The organism is Fulvivirga sedimenti, assembly GCF_020328055.1.
The window spans coordinates 281,148-298,031 of sequence record NZ_JAIXNE010000004.1 but is presented as its reverse complement, the minus strand read 5'-3'; the positions used below and the strand labels follow the sequence as shown (position 1 = coordinate 298,031).

Sequence of the window (16,884 nt, the reverse complement as noted above, 5' to 3'; positions counted from 1 at the left end):
ATCATATATGATAGTATTACTATTTTATAATTGAGTAATTATATTATTTTTGGAAGATGGCTACGCTGCAATTATTAATGAATGAGAACTTATTCGTGCGGGACCCGCAGGAAACAGAACTCGGAAGGAAGATCATTGAGGAGAGTATCCGAATGATCGATGAATTGGGTTTCGAAAAGTTTACATTCAAAAAACTGGCTTTAAAGATCGATTCTACCGAAGCATCGGTATACAGGTATTTTGAAAATAAGCATCGTTTACTTGTTTATCTGATCGCCTGGTACTGGAATTGGCTTGAATACCGCATTGATTTCGGTACGCAGAATATTTCTGATCCACGCAAGAAACTGCAGATAGCACTGGCGCTCGTAACAGAGAAAAAAGACAGGGATCCCCTTTTTCCGGAGGTCGACGAGGAGGCGCTGTATCGGATTGTCATTTGGGAATCTGATAAGACCTATCTGACCAAACAGGTGGATGACGACAACCGGGAAGGATTATTCAGGGGCTTCAAGTCATTATGCGCGAAAATTGCTTCCTATATCACAGAAATCAATCCAGCGTATAAATACCCACATTCGCTGATCAGCACCGTGCTTCAAATGGCGCATCAGCAACTTTTCTATGCTGAGCATTTGCCATCATTAACGGATATTAAAAAGAAGAAGGGTAACTTACAGGCTCAGAATGAAGCATTTCTTGGGGAAATGATTTTCAATACCATAACACCTAAAAAATAAAGACCATGCGGATGAACAGCAGCCAGATTATTCAGGTAATCAGGGAGGCTTCAACATATTTGGGGCAGGACTTCGATGGTTTTACCTTAAGGGAAATGGAAGCCTCACCCCGTTACTACGACCGGGAAGACGCTCCTGAGTTCCGGAGAGATCTGATTGAGGCCGCTACCAAACAGCGGATCATTTTTCTTGAAAATCAATTAGCCCCTGAAGAGATCAGGTCGTTTCTGGATGACGTGGAGATTCCGATATTTGCCTTTGAGGAAACAGAGGATGATCTTATTCCTATTATTATTTTTAAGGAAAAGCGTAAGCTCAAAGTGTCAAGAATTCGCATCAGTGATTCGGAAACACTGAGCTGTGATGCTGATTACTTTCCCAACCTGATGCTGGAAGACGGCAAGGTAAGCTTCATGGGTATTTTTGGTTATAAAAGTTTGGTAAGTGATGATCCTGAAAATGGGGAGAACCTTAAAAAACTGAATCCTCTTCAGCGGTTAATGCGTCTGCTTTCGGAGGAAAAGAAAGATATATTTTACATATACATCTACGCAGTACTGATCGGTCTGATCAGCTTAACCTTACCCCTGGGTATTCAGGCAACAGTATCACTGATTTCGGGCGGGGTTGTTTTCAGCTCTGTCTATGTTTTAATCGCATTAGTGATCATCGGGGTATTTGCTGCAGGGGGTCTGCAGGTGATGCAGATCACCCTGGTGGAATTTTTACAGCGCAGGGTATTCACAAAAGCGGCCTTTGAATTTGCCTTCAGGATACCCAGAATTAAGAACGAAGCGCTCTTAAATTATTATGCACCGGAGTTAATGAACCGGTTTTTCGATGTTCTTACCTTACAAAAGGGACTTCCTAAGCTGTTGATCGACCTGTCGGCAGGTGTGATACAAATTTTATTCGGTTTGATCCTCCTGTCGCTCTATCATCCGTTCTTTGTATTTTTCAGTCTGCTGCTGGTGGGTATGCTCGTGCTTATTTTCTACTTTACGGGCCCGAAGGGTTTGAGCTCTTCCATCAAGGAATCGAAGTATAAATATAAAGTTGTGTATTGGCTGGAAGAATTGGCGAGAACAATCAATTCCTTCAAAATATCTGGAAATACACCGCTGCCAATCCGGAAGACTGATTATAACGTAAACAATTATTTGAAGAACAGGAAGGTGCATTTCGGTGTGCTGGTTAATCAATATATTTTTATTCTCCTTTTTAAGGGACTTGTAACGGGTGGCCTGTTGATTATCGGTACTATCCTGGTTGTACAGCGTGAAATTACATTGGGCCAGTTTGTAGCATCAGAAGTGATCATCATTCTAACACTGAATTCTGTTGAGAAGATCATCATGTACATGGATGTGGTTTATGATATGCTTACGGCAGTGGACAAAATTTCGCAGGTAACAGACTTGCCGCTGGAAAAAAGCGGAGGTATTGATATTCCCAAGCACCTGCTGGAGCGGGGTATGGAAGTTAGGGTTAAAAAGCTATCATATAAATTTCCTGGTAGTACGGATTATGTACTCAAGGATGTGGAAACGCATATCCGGAGTGGTGAACGCATTTGTATATCGGGTGGTGCGGGATCTGGAAGAACGGTATTTACAAAAGTGCTTACCGGCCTTCACCAGGGTTATGAAGGAATCATCACCATGGATGGTTATTCTCTGCGCGACCTGGATCTTACGAATTTACGGGATAAAATAGGCAAGAATGTTTCCCAGGAGGATATCTTCGAAGGGACTATCTTTGAGAACGTTTTGCTTTCCAAGCCGAATTCCAAGGCTGAAGATGCGCTCTGGGCACTGGACAAGGTGAATGTTGGAGACACCATCAATGCGATGCCGGAAGGGTTGGATACGCCTATGCTTAGCGGTGGCAAGGGGTTGTCACGCGGTGTTGTAAACAAAATTATTCTGGCCCGATGCCTGGCTAAAAGGCCAAGTCTACTGGTCCTGAATGACTTCTTTAAGGATTTCATCCAGTCGGAACGGCTCTCACTTATTCAGATGCTAACAGCAAAGGAACATAACTGGACACTTATTGTGGTATCAAATGATCCGTTTATTATGGCGGCTTGTGACCGGGTACTTCTTTTTGAAGAAGGAAGGATCACAGGTAACGGAAAGTTCGACGAATTGGTTAAATCAGGTGCACTCAATAAAATAGTGAGGTAGGTTATGAAGGAGTTAAAGAAAGTAATTAGCGACCATCAGCTCTACACACTAAAGACGCTGAAAACACCCAGTGCTGGCCGCAGGCTGGCAAAAATCCTTATGGGACTGGGAGCGGTGTTTTTCGTCATGCTGTTTGTTCCCTGGCAGCAGAACATACGCGGTACTGGCAAGATGACTGCCTTCACGCCCGGCAACCGACCGCAGTCGGTCGAGTCTGCCATTGCGGGCAGAATTTCCAGCTGGCGGGTTCGGGAAGGACAGTTCGTGAATAAAGGAGATACCATTCTTACACTTTCGGAAATTAAATCCGACTACTTTGATCCACAATTGCTTACACGACTTTCTGAACAGGTGGAGGCGAAGGAAAGCAGCATCGACTCTAAACAAAGCAAGGCTGATGCACTTCGCGTTCAGATCACAGCCCTGCGACAGTCACTCGATGTGAAGTATGAACAGGCTGTGAACAAACTTCGCCAGACCGAATTGAAACTTGTTAGTGACAGCGTGGATTATGAGGCGGAAAAAATCAGATTCAACAACTTCCGGAATCAGTATGAACGGAATAAAACGTTATACGAGGCTGGAAACATTGCGCTGACTAAATTCCAGGACATTGAATCGAAATATCAGGAGTCCCGTATGAAGGTAGTTTCCTCGGAGAACAAATTTCTTCAGACAAAGGCTGAATTGATCAATGCCCGTGTAAATCTTTCAGGTGTTCGAGCTGAGTACCAGGACAAGATCTCAAAGGCAGAATCTGATCTGAATGCAACGTTGTCTGAACTTTATGATGCGGAGGTATCCCGGGCCAAGCTGAGGAATGAGTATGCCAACATGGAGATTCGTAATGAGCAGTACCAGATTATTTCACCCCAGAATGGTTATATCGTAAAGGCGATGCGTGCCGGAATCGGTGAAACCATCAAGGAAGGGGAAGCGGTTGTTACTATCGCACCAACCAATCCGGATATGGCAGTGGAAATGTATGTCCGCGCCATGGATGTTCCCTTGATCTCCAAGGGCAGGAAAGTACGGATTGAATTTGACGGCTGGCCTGCGCTGCAGTTTTCGGGATGGCCAAGCGTCTCTGTGGGAACTTTTGGCGGAGTCGTTCAGGTGATCGATTACGTTAATTCAAGCGGTGGAATGTTCCGTATTTTGGTAACCCCGGATCCGGAAGATGAACCGTGGCCTGAGCTGCTCCGAATCGGATCAGGAACGAAGGGATGGGTAATGCTCGACGATGTTCCGGTGTGGTATGAAATATGGCGACAGCTTAACGGTTTCCCGCCAAGTCTATACGAGGATCCGAATAACCAGGGTTTGCTGGGAAAAGAGGATGAGAAAACATCTGATAAGAATGAAGAAACTTCTGAAGAGAAGAAGAAATGAGAGCAATCTGGATCATAATATTTGCTTGCTTCTTTTATGGGGTTAAGGCTCAGTCTGTTTCGATGGACAGTTCGTCGATCCTTAAATTCGATGATTTTTATGCCGTCGTACTCGCATACCATCCCATAGTCCAGCAGGCAAACCTGCTTACCGACCAGGCGATTCAGGAAGTCAGGCTTGCGCGGGGAGCATTTGATCCGAAATTGCAGGGTAGCTGGAATCAAAAAAGATTCAGCGACACGGAATATTATAATTTGCTGGATGTCTCTCTGAAAATTCCAGTCTGGTTCCCGGTGAATCCCGAGGTGGGATTCATGCAAAATCGCGGGGCATATCTGAATCCTGAGAATTTCATTTCTGATGCCACCAATAATCAGCAGTTGTATGCGGGTGTATCGGTGCCCATTGGTCAGGGCCTTTTCATCGATCAGCGCAGAGCTACGGTCAGGCAAGCGTTGATTTTTCAGGATATGGCTGAGGCAGAGCAAATCAAGGAGATCAACAAGGTGCTTTTAACGGCTGCCAAGGATTACTGGGAATGGTATTATGCCTATAACAATTATATACTGATGCAGCAGAATATTGCCATCACTCAGGATATCTTTAATCGAACCAAAATGGGATTTGAATATGGGGAGGTTGCGGCAATAGATACGATACAAGCAAAAATCACCCTGCTGAACCGTATTACAGATTTTCAGCAGGCTAATATCGACCGGATCAAAGCTGCCTTATCCTTGTCGAATCACCTGTGGAGCCCGGAAGGCCTTCCTTTGGAGCTTAAGGATTACATCCGTCCGGAGGCGTTGCCCGTAACAGAATTAGGCGACTCGGTACTCCTGGATCTTGTGACTCTGGCCCGTGCAAACCACCCGGAATTACAAAAGTTGCGGTTGAAGAATGAAGCGTTGATCGTTGAAAGAAGTTTGGCCCGCGAAAATCTGAAGCCCAGAATTGATCTTAAATATCAGTTCCTGGATCAGCCCTTTACCCCGGAGGGTGAAAATAATGGCTGGACTTTCGATAATAATTACAGGGTAGGAATTGATTTTGCTTTTCCTATTTTCCTTCGAAAAGAGCGCGCAAAAATCGGGCAGACCAATCTGAAGATCAGGGATAACAATCTTGAACAGGATTTCGTGGAACGTGAGATCGTTAACGAAATTAATGCGCAGTATACAGCAGTAGTAAATACCGGGGCGATCCTGACGCAGCTTGATCAAATGGTGACTAGTTATCAGCAAATCCTGGCAGCGGAACGGATAAACCTGGAAAATGGTGAAAGTGATCTATTCAAGATCAATATTCAGCTCGAAAAGCTTATCGAAGCACAGACGAAACTCCTGAAGTTGCGCGCAGATTATCAGAAATCTGTGGCGACTCTCTACTGGTCGGCCGGTATACAAAACCTGGGATACTAATTTAAGAAGAGCCGGCGTTCGTTTAATTTTTTGAATCCGATTCAGGATTTCTAATATTGCACAAAATTTGACTATGGCTCTGATTCAACGTCTTTGGAATGAACGTCCGCTGCTGCTGATCATTCTGCTTGCCCTTACCGTACGATTGATTGGTGTATTTTTTTCCGGAGGTTATGGATATCACGATGATCATTTTTTAGTAATTGAACCTGCTCAAAGCTGGCTGGAAGGACGTGATAAAGGCAATATGATTACGGATTCTCCGGAAGAAAATACCAGTGGACGAAGTCTTTTGTATCCTGCCGCAAATTATGTGATTCTCGGAACTGCCGAATTTCTGGGGATGTCTGACCCTTCGCTCAAAATGGTTTTTAACCGCCTGATTCATGCCTTGTATTCCTTATTGATCATTTACTTTGGATACAAGCTGACATGGGAGTTGGGCGATCGGAATAAAGCACGCGTTGTGGGTCTTTTGCTTGCACTTTTTTGGATGTTTCCCCAGATGTCGGTGCGCAATCTGGTTGAAGTCATTCCAATTCCTCTTCTTCTGCTGGTTTCCTATTGGGTGGTTCGCTTTTTGAAAGGTGATCTCCCGCTGCGATATATATTATTATCAGGACTGTTGCTGGGTATTTGCTTTTCGCTGCGTTATCAAACAATTCTTTTTGCCGGGGGGATTGGTCTGGGCTTAATGTGGAGTCGAAAATGGAAGGAATCGATCTATCTGGGAGCTGTATTTGTTGGAGCAATAGTGCTCATTCATGGTGTGGGGGACTACTATTTATGCGGATCGCCGTTCTGCAAGCTGCAGTATTACTTCCTTTTCAATGTAGAACATGCAAATGATTATACTACGGAACCATGGCATTTTTATCTTGGAATATTATTGGGAGTATTCATTCCGCCACTAAGTATTTTGCTGATGTTTGGATTTGCCCGATCCTATAAAGTAAGCACAACAGTATGGCTGGCAGCACTTTTATTCTTTGTTTTCCATTCCGTTTTTCCAAATAAGCAGGAGCGATTCATTTTTACGATCATGCCCCATATTATTATCCTTGGGTATCTCGGGTGGTCAAATTTTGTTGAGCGAAGGAACATGGGCAAAGTCTTATCTTCTTTTGTCAGATTCAGCTGGGTCTTTTTTTGGATTTTAAATATCCCGCTGGTTATTCTTTATTCCGCCTATGATAACAAAAGAGCCCGTGTGGAAGGCATGCGGTTCCTTGGTGAGCAGGAGGATCTGAAAGGTTTTGTTTTAATGGATCCTACCCATAAAAGAATTAAGGATGCGCCGTTGTACTATGGAGGATTTTATGAGGCCTATCCGCACATAGGGTCGACTGTTACACCCGACAGCGTGATGCAAATCATGGAAAGAATGCCAGACAGCCAATATCCAAATTACCTGGTTCTCTGTGTGGGGCGCGACGAAGACCTGTCGGACAATGAGACGTTTGCGCGAAGTTTTTTCCCGGATATTGAGTATGTCACTACCAGGGAGATGGGTTGGATCGATGCGCTTCGAAATCGGATAAACAAGGGTATCGCACTGGATGACTGGGCTATTTATAAAATTAAAGGTGAGCGCATAGCACCCTATGACCCTGATTCGGAGCCGCTACCAAATATTTATAAATAAGCTACATTGTTATAATCGGTAAGGGATTATTTCCAATTAATGACTATTTTCATTTGTCACTAATCAGAACCCTATGCGAACCCTATTTACTCTACTATTTCTTATTTCGATTTTACCTGTTAACGGGCAGGGTACCCAGCTTCTTCGGGAGCCAACCCTTTCTGCCAACAGCATTGTATTTGTTTATGCCGATGATCTTTGGAAAGTTTCCCGAGCAGGTGGAGACGCCGTTCGTTTAACGAGTCACGAAGGATCAGAATCGTTGCCGCACTTTTCTCCCGATGAAAAGTGGATTGCTTTCAGTGCAGAGTATGATGGCAACACAGATGTCTATGTGATTCCATCGGAGGGAGGAACCCCGCTGCGCCTTACCTGGCACCCGGGCGGTGATTTTGTGCAGGGATGGACTCCGGATGGCGAGGTAATGTTCCGTTCCGGCAGAGTAGGGCACCCTACACAGACCAGTACTTTTTTTAAGGTTAACCGGAAGGGTGGAATGCCGGAACCCGTGGGGCTTCCAAGGGCAGCCTTTGGTGAAATGTCGCCGGATGGTAAACATATTGCCTATGTACCCATTACCTTCTGGGATCCTGAATGGCGTAATTACCGGGGCGGACAGGCCATGCCGATCTGGATCGTCGATATGGAAACAATGGACCTTATCCGAACGCCTCAGCCAACGCAAGAGCGTCATCTTGACCCTGTCTGGTATAATGGCTCAGTATATTATCTTTCCGAAAGGGACTATGCCAGTAATATCTGGTCATTCAATCCGGCTACCAAAGCTGAAGCCCAAATCACTTTTCATAAACAATTTGATGTTAAGAGTCTTGATGCCGGTCCGAACGGAATTGTCTATGAACAAGGAGGATACCTTCATCTTTTGGATCCGGCAAATGGAAATACCCAGCAGCTGGTGATTAATGTTCGGGGGGACATGAATTTTTCCCGCCCCCGATGGGAATCCGTTTCAGCGGGCGATTTAAACAATCCGGCAATATCTCCAACCGGAAAGCGCGCAATCTTTGAGGTACGCGGAGAAATATTCACTTTTCCTAAGGAGGAAGGGACCTGGCGAAACCTCACCAATTCACCGGGCGTGGCGGATCGTGCGCCAGTATGGTCACCGAAAGGAGATAAAGTAGCATGGTTCTCGGATAAGTCTGGAGAGTATGCACTCATGGTGGCAGATCAGGATGGAGGCAATGTGAGGGAAATTAAAATGCCTGATCCAACTTTTTATTTCCAGCCCGACTGGTCACCGGACGGAAAATATATTGCCTTTACGGATACAGACTATAATATTTGGATTGTTGACCTGCAAAGCGGGACAATGAAAATCGCTGATACAGATCGCTATGCCCATCCAAACAGGGCCATGAATCCGGTGTGGTCACCCGACAGCAAATGGATCGCCTATTCCCGACAGCTGGAAAGTCATTTCAAGGCTATTTTTGTTTACAATGTCTCAACGGGTGCCCGCCATCAGCTCACCGATGGAATGGCTGATGCAATTACGCCTGTTTGGGATGAGAGCGGGGCCTATCTGTATACACTGGCCAGTACGAACTATGGTCTTCAGTCGGGCTGGCTGGATATGAGCAGCTATGACCCGTCCGTAACACGCAGTTTATACTGCATCGTTTTAGCAAAGGATGGCAAAGCTCCGGCACTTCCGAGAAGTGACGAGGAAACGGTTTCAGAAGAACCCCAAAAGAAACCGGAAGAAAAGTCAAAGAAAAAGACAGATGAACCTGCTCCGGAAGAGAAGGGCGTAAATGTAGTGATCGATGTTGACGGTATTCAGCAACGTATAGTCCCGCTGGAGCTTCCCGACCGAAACTATGCCGGACTTGTTGCAGGCCCGGAGCATGTTGTATTTGTAGCAGAAAGTGTTCCCAATACTCCCGGGTTGACCATTCATCGGTATGATGTGAAAAAACAAAAAGCCGAAGACTACCAGTCGGGCGTACAGAGCGGCGTCGTGTCTGCCGATCGGAAACAAATGCTGATCCGAAAGGGCAACGCATGGAGTATTATCCCGACAACAGGAAAGGCAGATAACGGAACCTTAAAAATGGATGCGCGCATCAGGGTTGATCCGCAGCAGGAATATCATCAGATATTTCGTGAAGGCTGGCGGTATATGCGTGATTTCCTGTATGTGAATAACGTTCATGGGGCACCCTGGGATAAGATTTACGCGTGGTATTCACCATGGATCGATCACGTTCGTCATCGCAGTGACCTGAATTATGTTGTGGATATCATGAGCGGTGAGGTGTCCATCGGGCATTCCTATGTACGCGGTGGGGATATGCCTGATACAGAGTTCGTTCCTGTGGGTTTACTGGGGTGTGACTTTGCAGTGGTGGACGGATATTACCGGATTGCAAAGATTTATGATGGAGAGACATGGAACCCTAATTTAACTGCGCCTTTGGGTGTTCCGGGCATTGGGGTGAAAGAGGGTGATTATCTGCTGGCAGTAAATGGAATTGAACTGCGGGCCCCGATGAACCCGTACAGTCTGTTTGAGCAAACCGCAGGTCGGGCGGTGACCATAACGACAAATTCCAACCCCGCTATGAACGGAGCCAGGGAATCACTGGTGGTTCCTGTTGCCAATGAATCAATGCTTCGTGGTATGGATTGGGTGGAAGGTAACCGTCGCAAGGTTGATGAGCTTTCCGGTGGAAAGCTTGCATATGTGTATGTGCCAAACACCAGTGGTCCCGGATTCACCTATTTCAACCGGTATTATTTTGCGCAGCAGGATAAAAAAGGTGCTGTGATTGATGAGCGCAACAATGGAGGGGGATCCGCGGCAGACTATATGATCGATGTGATGAACCGTAAGCTTTTTGGCTTCTTCAACAGCAAGGCAAATGATAACCGGCCATGGACCACCCCAATGGCGGGTATTTGGGGACCAAAGGTAATGATCATCAATGAGCGCGCCGGTTCCGGGGGGGACCTTTTGCCCTACATGTTTAAAGAGGCTGAAATCGGCCCTTTGGTGGGTACACGCACCTGGGGCGGACTTGTAGGCACATGGGATACTCCACTCTTCATAGATGGCGGCCGCATGGTTGCACCCCGCGGCGGTTTCTACGACGCAGATGGAAAATGGGCTGTGGAAGGTGTTGGGGTAAGTCCGGATATTGAAGTTATTCAGGATCCGAAGCGCATTCTGGAAGGCCACGATCCCCAGTTGGAAAAAGCGGTTGAAGAGGCTCTTCGTCTATTGGAAAATAATGAATTCCAGCTGAAGCCGGAACCTCCGGCTCCGGTAAAATGGCGCCGTCCCGAAGGTATGAAGGAATAAATGAAAGCGGTTGTAATTTCTGAGCCGGGAGGCCCGGATGTTCTCGAACTTCGGGATGCACCTCTGCCAGATCCCGGCCCGGGGGAGGTTAGGATCAGGGTATACGCGGCCGGAGTAAACCGACCGGATGTTATTCAGCGGCAAGGGCGTTATCCGGCTCCCCCAGGTGTTCCGGCAGACATTCCCGGCCTTGAAGTGGCTGGAGTGGTTGATATGGTGGGTAAGGATGCCCCTCGCTGGAAAGTGGGTGACCGTGTCTGCGCATTGCTGGCAGGAGGGGGTTATGCAGAATATGTCACAGTTCCATCGGGTCAGTGCTTGCCCGTTCCAGCCAACTGGGATTTCATACAGGCGGCATCGGTTCCTGAAACGTTTTTCACGGTGTGGGCCAATATATTTCAGCGAGGCCATTTTCAAAAAGGCGAAACTGTGCTCGTCCATGGAGGTTCATCAGGCATTGGTGTGGCAGCCATTCAGATGATCAGCACTATGGGAGGGAAAATAATCATTACCGCAGGTACGGATGAAAAATGTGCTTTTTGCAAGCGGCTTGGAGCAGACAGATCAATTAACTACAGGACCGAGGATTTTGAATCGGTCATTCGTGAGGAATTCGGAGGCGTTGATATAATTCTTGATATGATCGGAGGGGATTATACACCGAAAAACCTGAACTGTTTGCGTGAAGAGGGACGGCTTATCATTATCAATGCGATGAACGGTCGTCAGGCAGAGGTGGATCTGATGCGGGTGATGGTAAAACGGCTTACGATAACGGGTTCGACGCTGAGGGTTCGTTCGCCGGAGTTCAAGCAACGGATTGCTGAAGAGCTGGAATCGAATATCTGGCCGCTGATGGCCGACGGATCCATTAAACCGGTGGTTTTTCGCACATTTTCGTTCGGTAATGCTCTGTCTGCACATAAACTCATGGAGACATCGGAACATATGGGTAAGATCGTTTTAGAAATGAATTAATTCTAAGATTTTGATTTGAATTGTTCTTTCCCGAATTTGAGTTAAACCAAAAACCAACCTAAAATGGAAAATCGTAATACCTCTGTAATGTCCATTCAGGACTGGATCATCACCATCCTGATCACTTCAATCCCGGTTGTAAATATTATTATGCTCTTTGTGTGGGCCTTTGGCAGTGATACGAACGAAAACAAAAAGAACTGGGCAAAAGCGACCCTGATCTGGTTAGCCATCATATTTGTGCTCTACTTGATCATTTTTGTATTTCTGGGTCTTGCCTTATTTACGGGCAGCAGATAACAATTAGTCATAGTTGAAAATCATGGAATACACCGGTTTTATCGGTGTATTTCTGTATGAATCGTTCAGACGAGAAGTGCATTTATTGCTTATTTAAGGACATACAGGTTCAAAATTTAATATCTTTGCAACAGTTACATTGAATGAATGGAGATGGGCAACCTTGAGAACATACGCCAGGAGATAGTAGGTATTGATCATAAATTTCAAACCCCCTTCGGTGAAAAGAAGATCATCTATGCCGACTGGATCGCGGGCGGCAGATTGTACAAGCCCATCGAAGATCTGATGACCCATCATTTCGGTCCGTATGTGGCTAATACCCACTCCGAATCCAGTTTCACAGGCGCTACCATGACCCAGGCCTACCATGAGGCGTTAAATCAGATCAAGCGTCATGTGAATGCATCGCAAGACGATGTTATTCTTGCGACCGGCACAGGTATGACAGGTGCCATTTCCAAATTACAGCGTATACTGGGCCTTCGTCTTCCTGAACAGGTAATTCAATATTGTGATATTCCCGATTCATTACGCCCGGTAATCTTTATTACTCACATGGAGCACCACTCCAACCAGACTTCATGGATTGAATGTATGGCTGATGTGGTGGTGATTCCTCCGGATGAAAACTTACTGGTTGATCCCGCGAAACTGGAAGATGCGTTGAATGAATATCAGGACCGGCCTGTAAAGATCGGATGCTTCACGGCATGCTCCAATGTTACGGGTATTCGTACACCCTATCATCAACTTGCAGGGCTGATGCACGCCCATGGAGGCTGGTGCTTTGTTGATTTTGCAGCATCGGCGCCATATGACGAGATAAATATGCACCCCGAGAATCCTGACGAGCGACTTGATGCCATATTCTTTTCGCCACATAAATTTCTGGGCGGACCGGGAAGTGCCGGAATTCTGATCTTCAATAAAGAACTATATCATAACACTATTCCGGATCAGCCGGGTGGGGGTACCGTGAAATGGACCAACCCATGGGGTGGGAGAAGTTATTTTGATGAAATTGAGATTCGTGAAGACGGTGGAACTCCGGGTTTTCTTCAGGCAATCCGGACGGCGCTTTGTATTAAGCTGAAAGAAGAATTGACCATTGAAGCGATTCACCAAAGGGAGGAGCAATTACTGAAATCTACTTTTCAGCGACTCAGAAAAATTAAAGGACTTCATATTTTGGCTGATCAGCCCGTTGCCCCTGAAGACCGGCTTGGTGTTGTGAGCTTTTATCTTGAAGGAGTTCATTATAATCTTGTTGTGGCGTTGCTCAATGATCATTTCGGTATTCAGGTAAGGGGAGGCTGTTCCTGTGCGGGTACGTATGGCCATTTACTGCTGAATGTCTCCAAAGACGTGTCGGATGCGATTACCTGTAAAATTGACCAGGGTGATCTGAGCGAAAAGCCGGGATGGGTGAGACTATCACTTCATCCTACAATGACCGATGAGGAACTCAATTTTGTTCTGGATGCCATCGAGCAGGTTGCATCAAATGCACCTGAATGGTCACTGGACTATAAGTTTGATGCACATCGCGGTGAATTCTTCCACAAGGATTATCCCGTTCGGTCAGAAAGTTTTGATTTCGACAATCTGTTGAAACAGGCGACAACTATCCATACCGGTAACTAATTAACATTACATATTTAGTGAGTCCAGCGAACTGAAAAGGAGGCTGATGAGTGCGACAACTCCGTACACCAGTAAACCGATCAAAAGGAGTGTGATTGCAAGTATTGTTATGATAATTCCGAATCCGCTGCCGGTATGTTTACCTTCCTGGTAGTGTTCTTTAAGCAGTTTTAAATTTCGAATATTCGCCTTGTACCAGACATCTGGTATGATTCCCACATATGGAATGGATCCAAATATTGCATCAAGTATTACGTTACCGATCATTTTAATTGCCAGTTTTCCGCTCGCACCGTTCTTGTACATTTCAATCACCAGGTATGCGCCCACCAAATAACCAATCAAACTTCCGGCGAAGGGTATTAGCCCGAGGATTGGATCCAGTCCGAACCGTATACCTGTTCCCGGGATTTCAAATTGCGAATCCATTAATTTGGAAACTGCTTCGATACGCTTAAGTGCGGTTTCTCTTTTTTCTGTCATGGTCATGTTAAAAATACCTGAATGTGTCAGATCAATCAATGAATCTTCAGGATATTGTATCTTCGCACTATGAATATTCTGCTGCTGACCTACCAGGGTGGTATTGCCGGATCAACCCTGTCTATAACGTACCTTGCCCGGGGATTGGCGGAAAGGGGACATGCAGTCTATGTTGGATGCCCGGCAGATGCCCTGCTGGCCGGTTACTTTGAAGACTCGCCTGTAACAGTGATTCCGATGGTCTTTAGGGGTAAGCTGGACTTCAGGAATGCCCGCAACCTGAAGAGTATCACGGATACCTATGATATTGATATTGTCAATGCCCAGTCTTCGCTCGACAGATACACCAGCCTGATAGCCAAAAAAATTTTTGGCATGAAATCAAAACTTGTCTTCACGCGGAGACAGGTTTCCAAAAGTATCGGGGGGCCACAAAGCTGGCTGTACCAATGGGGTGCCGACCGGTTTGTGGCCGTAAGCGACGGCATACGTGATTCACTGATTTCTGATGGTATCAAAGCGAAAAATATTTCGGTGGTTTATAACGGAACCCCTGCCTCCAAATACGATACTGTGGATACAAACGCAGCCGAAAATATACGCAGGAGGCTGAATATCAATCCGGACGATTTTGTGATCGGTTGTGTTTCCCGACTTAAGAACCAGTTGCAAATCCTGCAGGCCCTCGCACAAATTGATGATCCTGTAACCATGATCTTTGTAGGCGTTGAGGAAATTCCGGGTTTTGATATTCAAAAATTAAAAGAGAAAGGCCACCGTATATTTTTCGAGGGCAGGCTTCCTGCCAAAGACATATTGCCTTATTATCTCATTTTTGACATCATGATATTGGCATCAACGATGGAGGGTCTCTCGCAATCCCTTTTGGAAAGTATGTTCATGAAAGTTCCTGTGATAGCAACTGCAGCGGCAGGTAATCTTGACCTGGTAAAAGATGGTCGCAACGGTCTGCTCTTCAACGACCGAGATATTGATGCGCTTGTTGAAAAGATTGTGCTGCTACGCGAAAACCCGGAATTACAGGAAAAACTCGCAGAAGGCGGTTATAAAACTGCCCGTCTTGATTTTTCCATAGAAAACACCCTGGATGGTTATGAAAGGCTCTTCTCCAGTTTACTTGATGAATAAAGTGTCTTTCGCTGTTCCTCGATTGCTTCATCATTGATATAGTCATCAAATGACATCAGTTTATCAAGGTATCCGTTCGGGCCGATCTCAATGATCCTGTTGGCAACCGACTGGGTAAAGGTATGATCATGTGATGTGAATATGACCGTACCCGGGAAATCGGCCAGCGCGTTATTAAATGCCTGAATGGATTCCAGGTCCAGGTGGTTTGTAGGCTCATCAAGCATCAGGAAGTTTGCTCCTTTCAGCATCATTCGTGAGATCATGCAACGTACTTTCTCACCTCCGCTGAGTACAGTGGATTTCTTGAAAACCTCTTCCCCGGAAAACAACATTTTACCGAGGAAACCGCGGATATATACATCATCGGCTTCTTCGCCATCCGCATATTGGCGCAACCAGTCCATCAGGTTATGATTTGACTGGAAGTATTTTTCATTGTCATTTGGCAGATACGCTGTTGTAATGGTTTGACCGAAACGGAATGAGCCCGCATCCGGCTTGATTTCTTCAGCAAGAATTTTGTAAAAGGCCGAAGTTGCCTGACTGTCTTTTGAAATAATGGCGATCTTATCACCCTTGTTAACCATAATATCCAGGTTTTTGAAATAGGGCTTTTCTTCCCCAAATTTCGTAAGGCCTTCCACCTGCAGAATTTGGTCACCTGCAGTACGGTTCTGAGTGAAGATGATGGCCGGATATTTTCTTGAAGAGGGTTTAATTTCTTCCACATTGAGCTTATCAAGCAATTTCTTTCTGCTGGTTGCCTGTTTCGACTTTGACGCATTGGCTGAGAAACGAGCGATAAATTCCTGTAGTTCTTTTTTCTTTTCCTCAGCTTTCTTATTGGCAGATGACCGTTGCTGCAGGGCCAGCTGACTTGATTCGTACCAGAAGCTATAGTTACCCGTGAATAAACGAACTTCTTTGAAGTCGATATCTACAATATGGGTACAAACGGTGTCCAGGAAGTGACGGTCGTGAGATACTACGATCACAGTATTTTTAAAATCCAGCAGGAAATTTTCCAGCCAGGTTACGGTGTGGATATCAAGGTCGTTGGTAGGTTCATCCAATATGAGCACATCCGGATTTCCGAACAACGCCTGGGCCAGCAATACACGAACTTTCTGATGTCCGCTTAATTCCTTCATGTCGGTATAATGAAGTGATTCATCGATCCCCAAACCACTCAGTAATGCCGCTGCGTCCGATTCGGCGTTCCAACCGTCAAGCTCTGCAAATTCACCTTCAAGTTCGGAGGCCCTTACACCGTCGGCTTCTGAGAAATCGGGCTTGCTATAAAGTGCATCTTTCTCCTGAATGATCTGCCATAGCCGCTCATGACCCATCATGACCGTATTAATTACCGAAAATTCATCATATGCAAAGTGATTCTGTCGCAGCACTGCCATGCGTTTTCCTGGCTCCAGGCTCACATTACCACGATTTGGATCCTGTTCGCCGGAGAGTATTTTCAAAAAAGTTGATTTCCCCGCGCCATTGGCACCGATAACGCCATAGCAATTTCCCTGGGTGAATTTGATGTTTACTTCATCAAACAGGACGCGTTTTCCAAACTGTAACGATAAGTTGTTTACTGCAATCATAGAAT

The 16,884-nt window shown here is 45.8% G+C and carries 12 protein-coding genes; 10 read left to right on the top strand and 2 right to left on the bottom strand.

Annotation, left to right across the window (positions count from 1 at the left end; genetic code table 11):
- The first annotated feature begins 56 nt into the window (after positions 1-56).
- The 9 genes from LDX50_RS19340 (at position 57) to LDX50_RS19300 (ending at position 13,637) form a co-directional block, all read left to right on the top strand.
- Entirely contained in the window at positions 57-740 is a 684-nt protein-coding gene (locus LDX50_RS19340; protein ID WP_225697851.1) for a TetR/AcrR family transcriptional regulator, read from the top strand.
- Between the two features lie 5 nt (positions 741-745).
- Positions 746-2,926, top strand: a complete 2,181-nt coding sequence (locus tag LDX50_RS19335) for a peptidase domain-containing ABC transporter (protein WP_225697850.1) — start codon at positions 746-748, stop codon at positions 2,924-2,926.
- Positions 2,927-2,929: 3 nt separating this feature from the next.
- On the top strand, positions 2,930-4,318 hold the full coding sequence (locus LDX50_RS19330) for an HlyD family secretion protein (RefSeq protein WP_225697849.1): 1,389 nt from the start codon (positions 2,930-2,932) through the stop codon (positions 4,316-4,318).
- Positions 4,315-5,739 (top strand): TolC family protein, encoded by a 1,425-nt coding sequence (locus tag LDX50_RS19325; RefSeq protein WP_225697848.1) that lies wholly within the window; start codon positions 4,315-4,317, stop codon positions 5,737-5,739. Before LDX50_RS19330 ends, LDX50_RS19325 begins: the two co-directional genes overlap by 4 nt.
- Positions 5,740-5,812: 73 nt before the next feature.
- A complete protein-coding gene (locus tag LDX50_RS19320; RefSeq protein WP_225697847.1) occupies positions 5,813-7,384 on the top strand; it encodes a glycosyltransferase family 39 protein in 1,572 nt (523 codons plus the stop codon).
- A 73-nt stretch (positions 7,385-7,457) separates the two neighbouring features.
- Positions 7,458-10,712 (top strand): S41 family peptidase, encoded by a 3,255-nt coding sequence (locus LDX50_RS19315; RefSeq protein ID WP_225697846.1) that lies wholly within the window; start codon positions 7,458-7,460, stop codon positions 10,710-10,712.
- A complete protein-coding gene (locus LDX50_RS19310) occupies positions 10,713-11,690 on the top strand; it encodes an NAD(P)H-quinone oxidoreductase (RefSeq protein ID WP_225697845.1) in 978 nt (325 codons plus the stop codon). It begins immediately after the preceding gene.
- Positions 11,691-11,753: 63 nt separating this feature from the next.
- The gene (locus LDX50_RS19305) at positions 11,754-11,990 is read left to right on the top strand and encodes a hypothetical protein (RefSeq protein ID WP_225697844.1); all 237 of its coding nucleotides are present in this window, start codon (positions 11,754-11,756) and stop codon (positions 11,988-11,990) included.
- 147 nt (positions 11,991-12,137) lie between these two features.
- Positions 12,138-13,637, top strand: coding sequence for an aminotransferase class V-fold PLP-dependent enzyme (locus tag LDX50_RS19300; protein ID WP_225697843.1), 1,500 nt, complete (start codon positions 12,138-12,140; stop codon positions 13,635-13,637).
- 6 nt (positions 13,638-13,643) lie between these two features.
- Here LDX50_RS19300 and LDX50_RS19295 read toward each other — a convergent pair whose 3' ends face one another.
- Positions 13,644-14,120 carry a DUF4112 domain-containing protein gene (locus tag LDX50_RS19295; protein WP_225697842.1) on the bottom strand — a complete coding sequence of 159 codons (477 nt, stop codon included), beginning with the start codon at positions 14,118-14,120 and terminating at the stop codon, positions 13,644-13,646.
- Positions 14,121-14,189: 69 nt separating this feature from the next.
- Between LDX50_RS19295 and LDX50_RS19290 the strand changes: the two genes are divergently transcribed.
- Positions 14,190-15,269, top strand: coding sequence for a glycosyltransferase family 4 protein (locus LDX50_RS19290; RefSeq protein ID WP_225697841.1), 1,080 nt, complete (start codon positions 14,190-14,192; stop codon positions 15,267-15,269).
- On the opposite strand, the gene LDX50_RS19285 is transcribed toward LDX50_RS19290, so the two are convergent.
- Positions 15,233-16,879 (bottom strand): ABC-F family ATP-binding cassette domain-containing protein, encoded by a 1,647-nt coding sequence (locus LDX50_RS19285; protein WP_225697840.1) that lies wholly within the window; start codon positions 16,877-16,879, stop codon positions 15,233-15,235. The two genes, LDX50_RS19290 and LDX50_RS19285, sit on opposite strands and share 37 nt — an antisense overlap.
- Between the last annotated feature and the right edge of the window lie 5 nt (positions 16,880-16,884).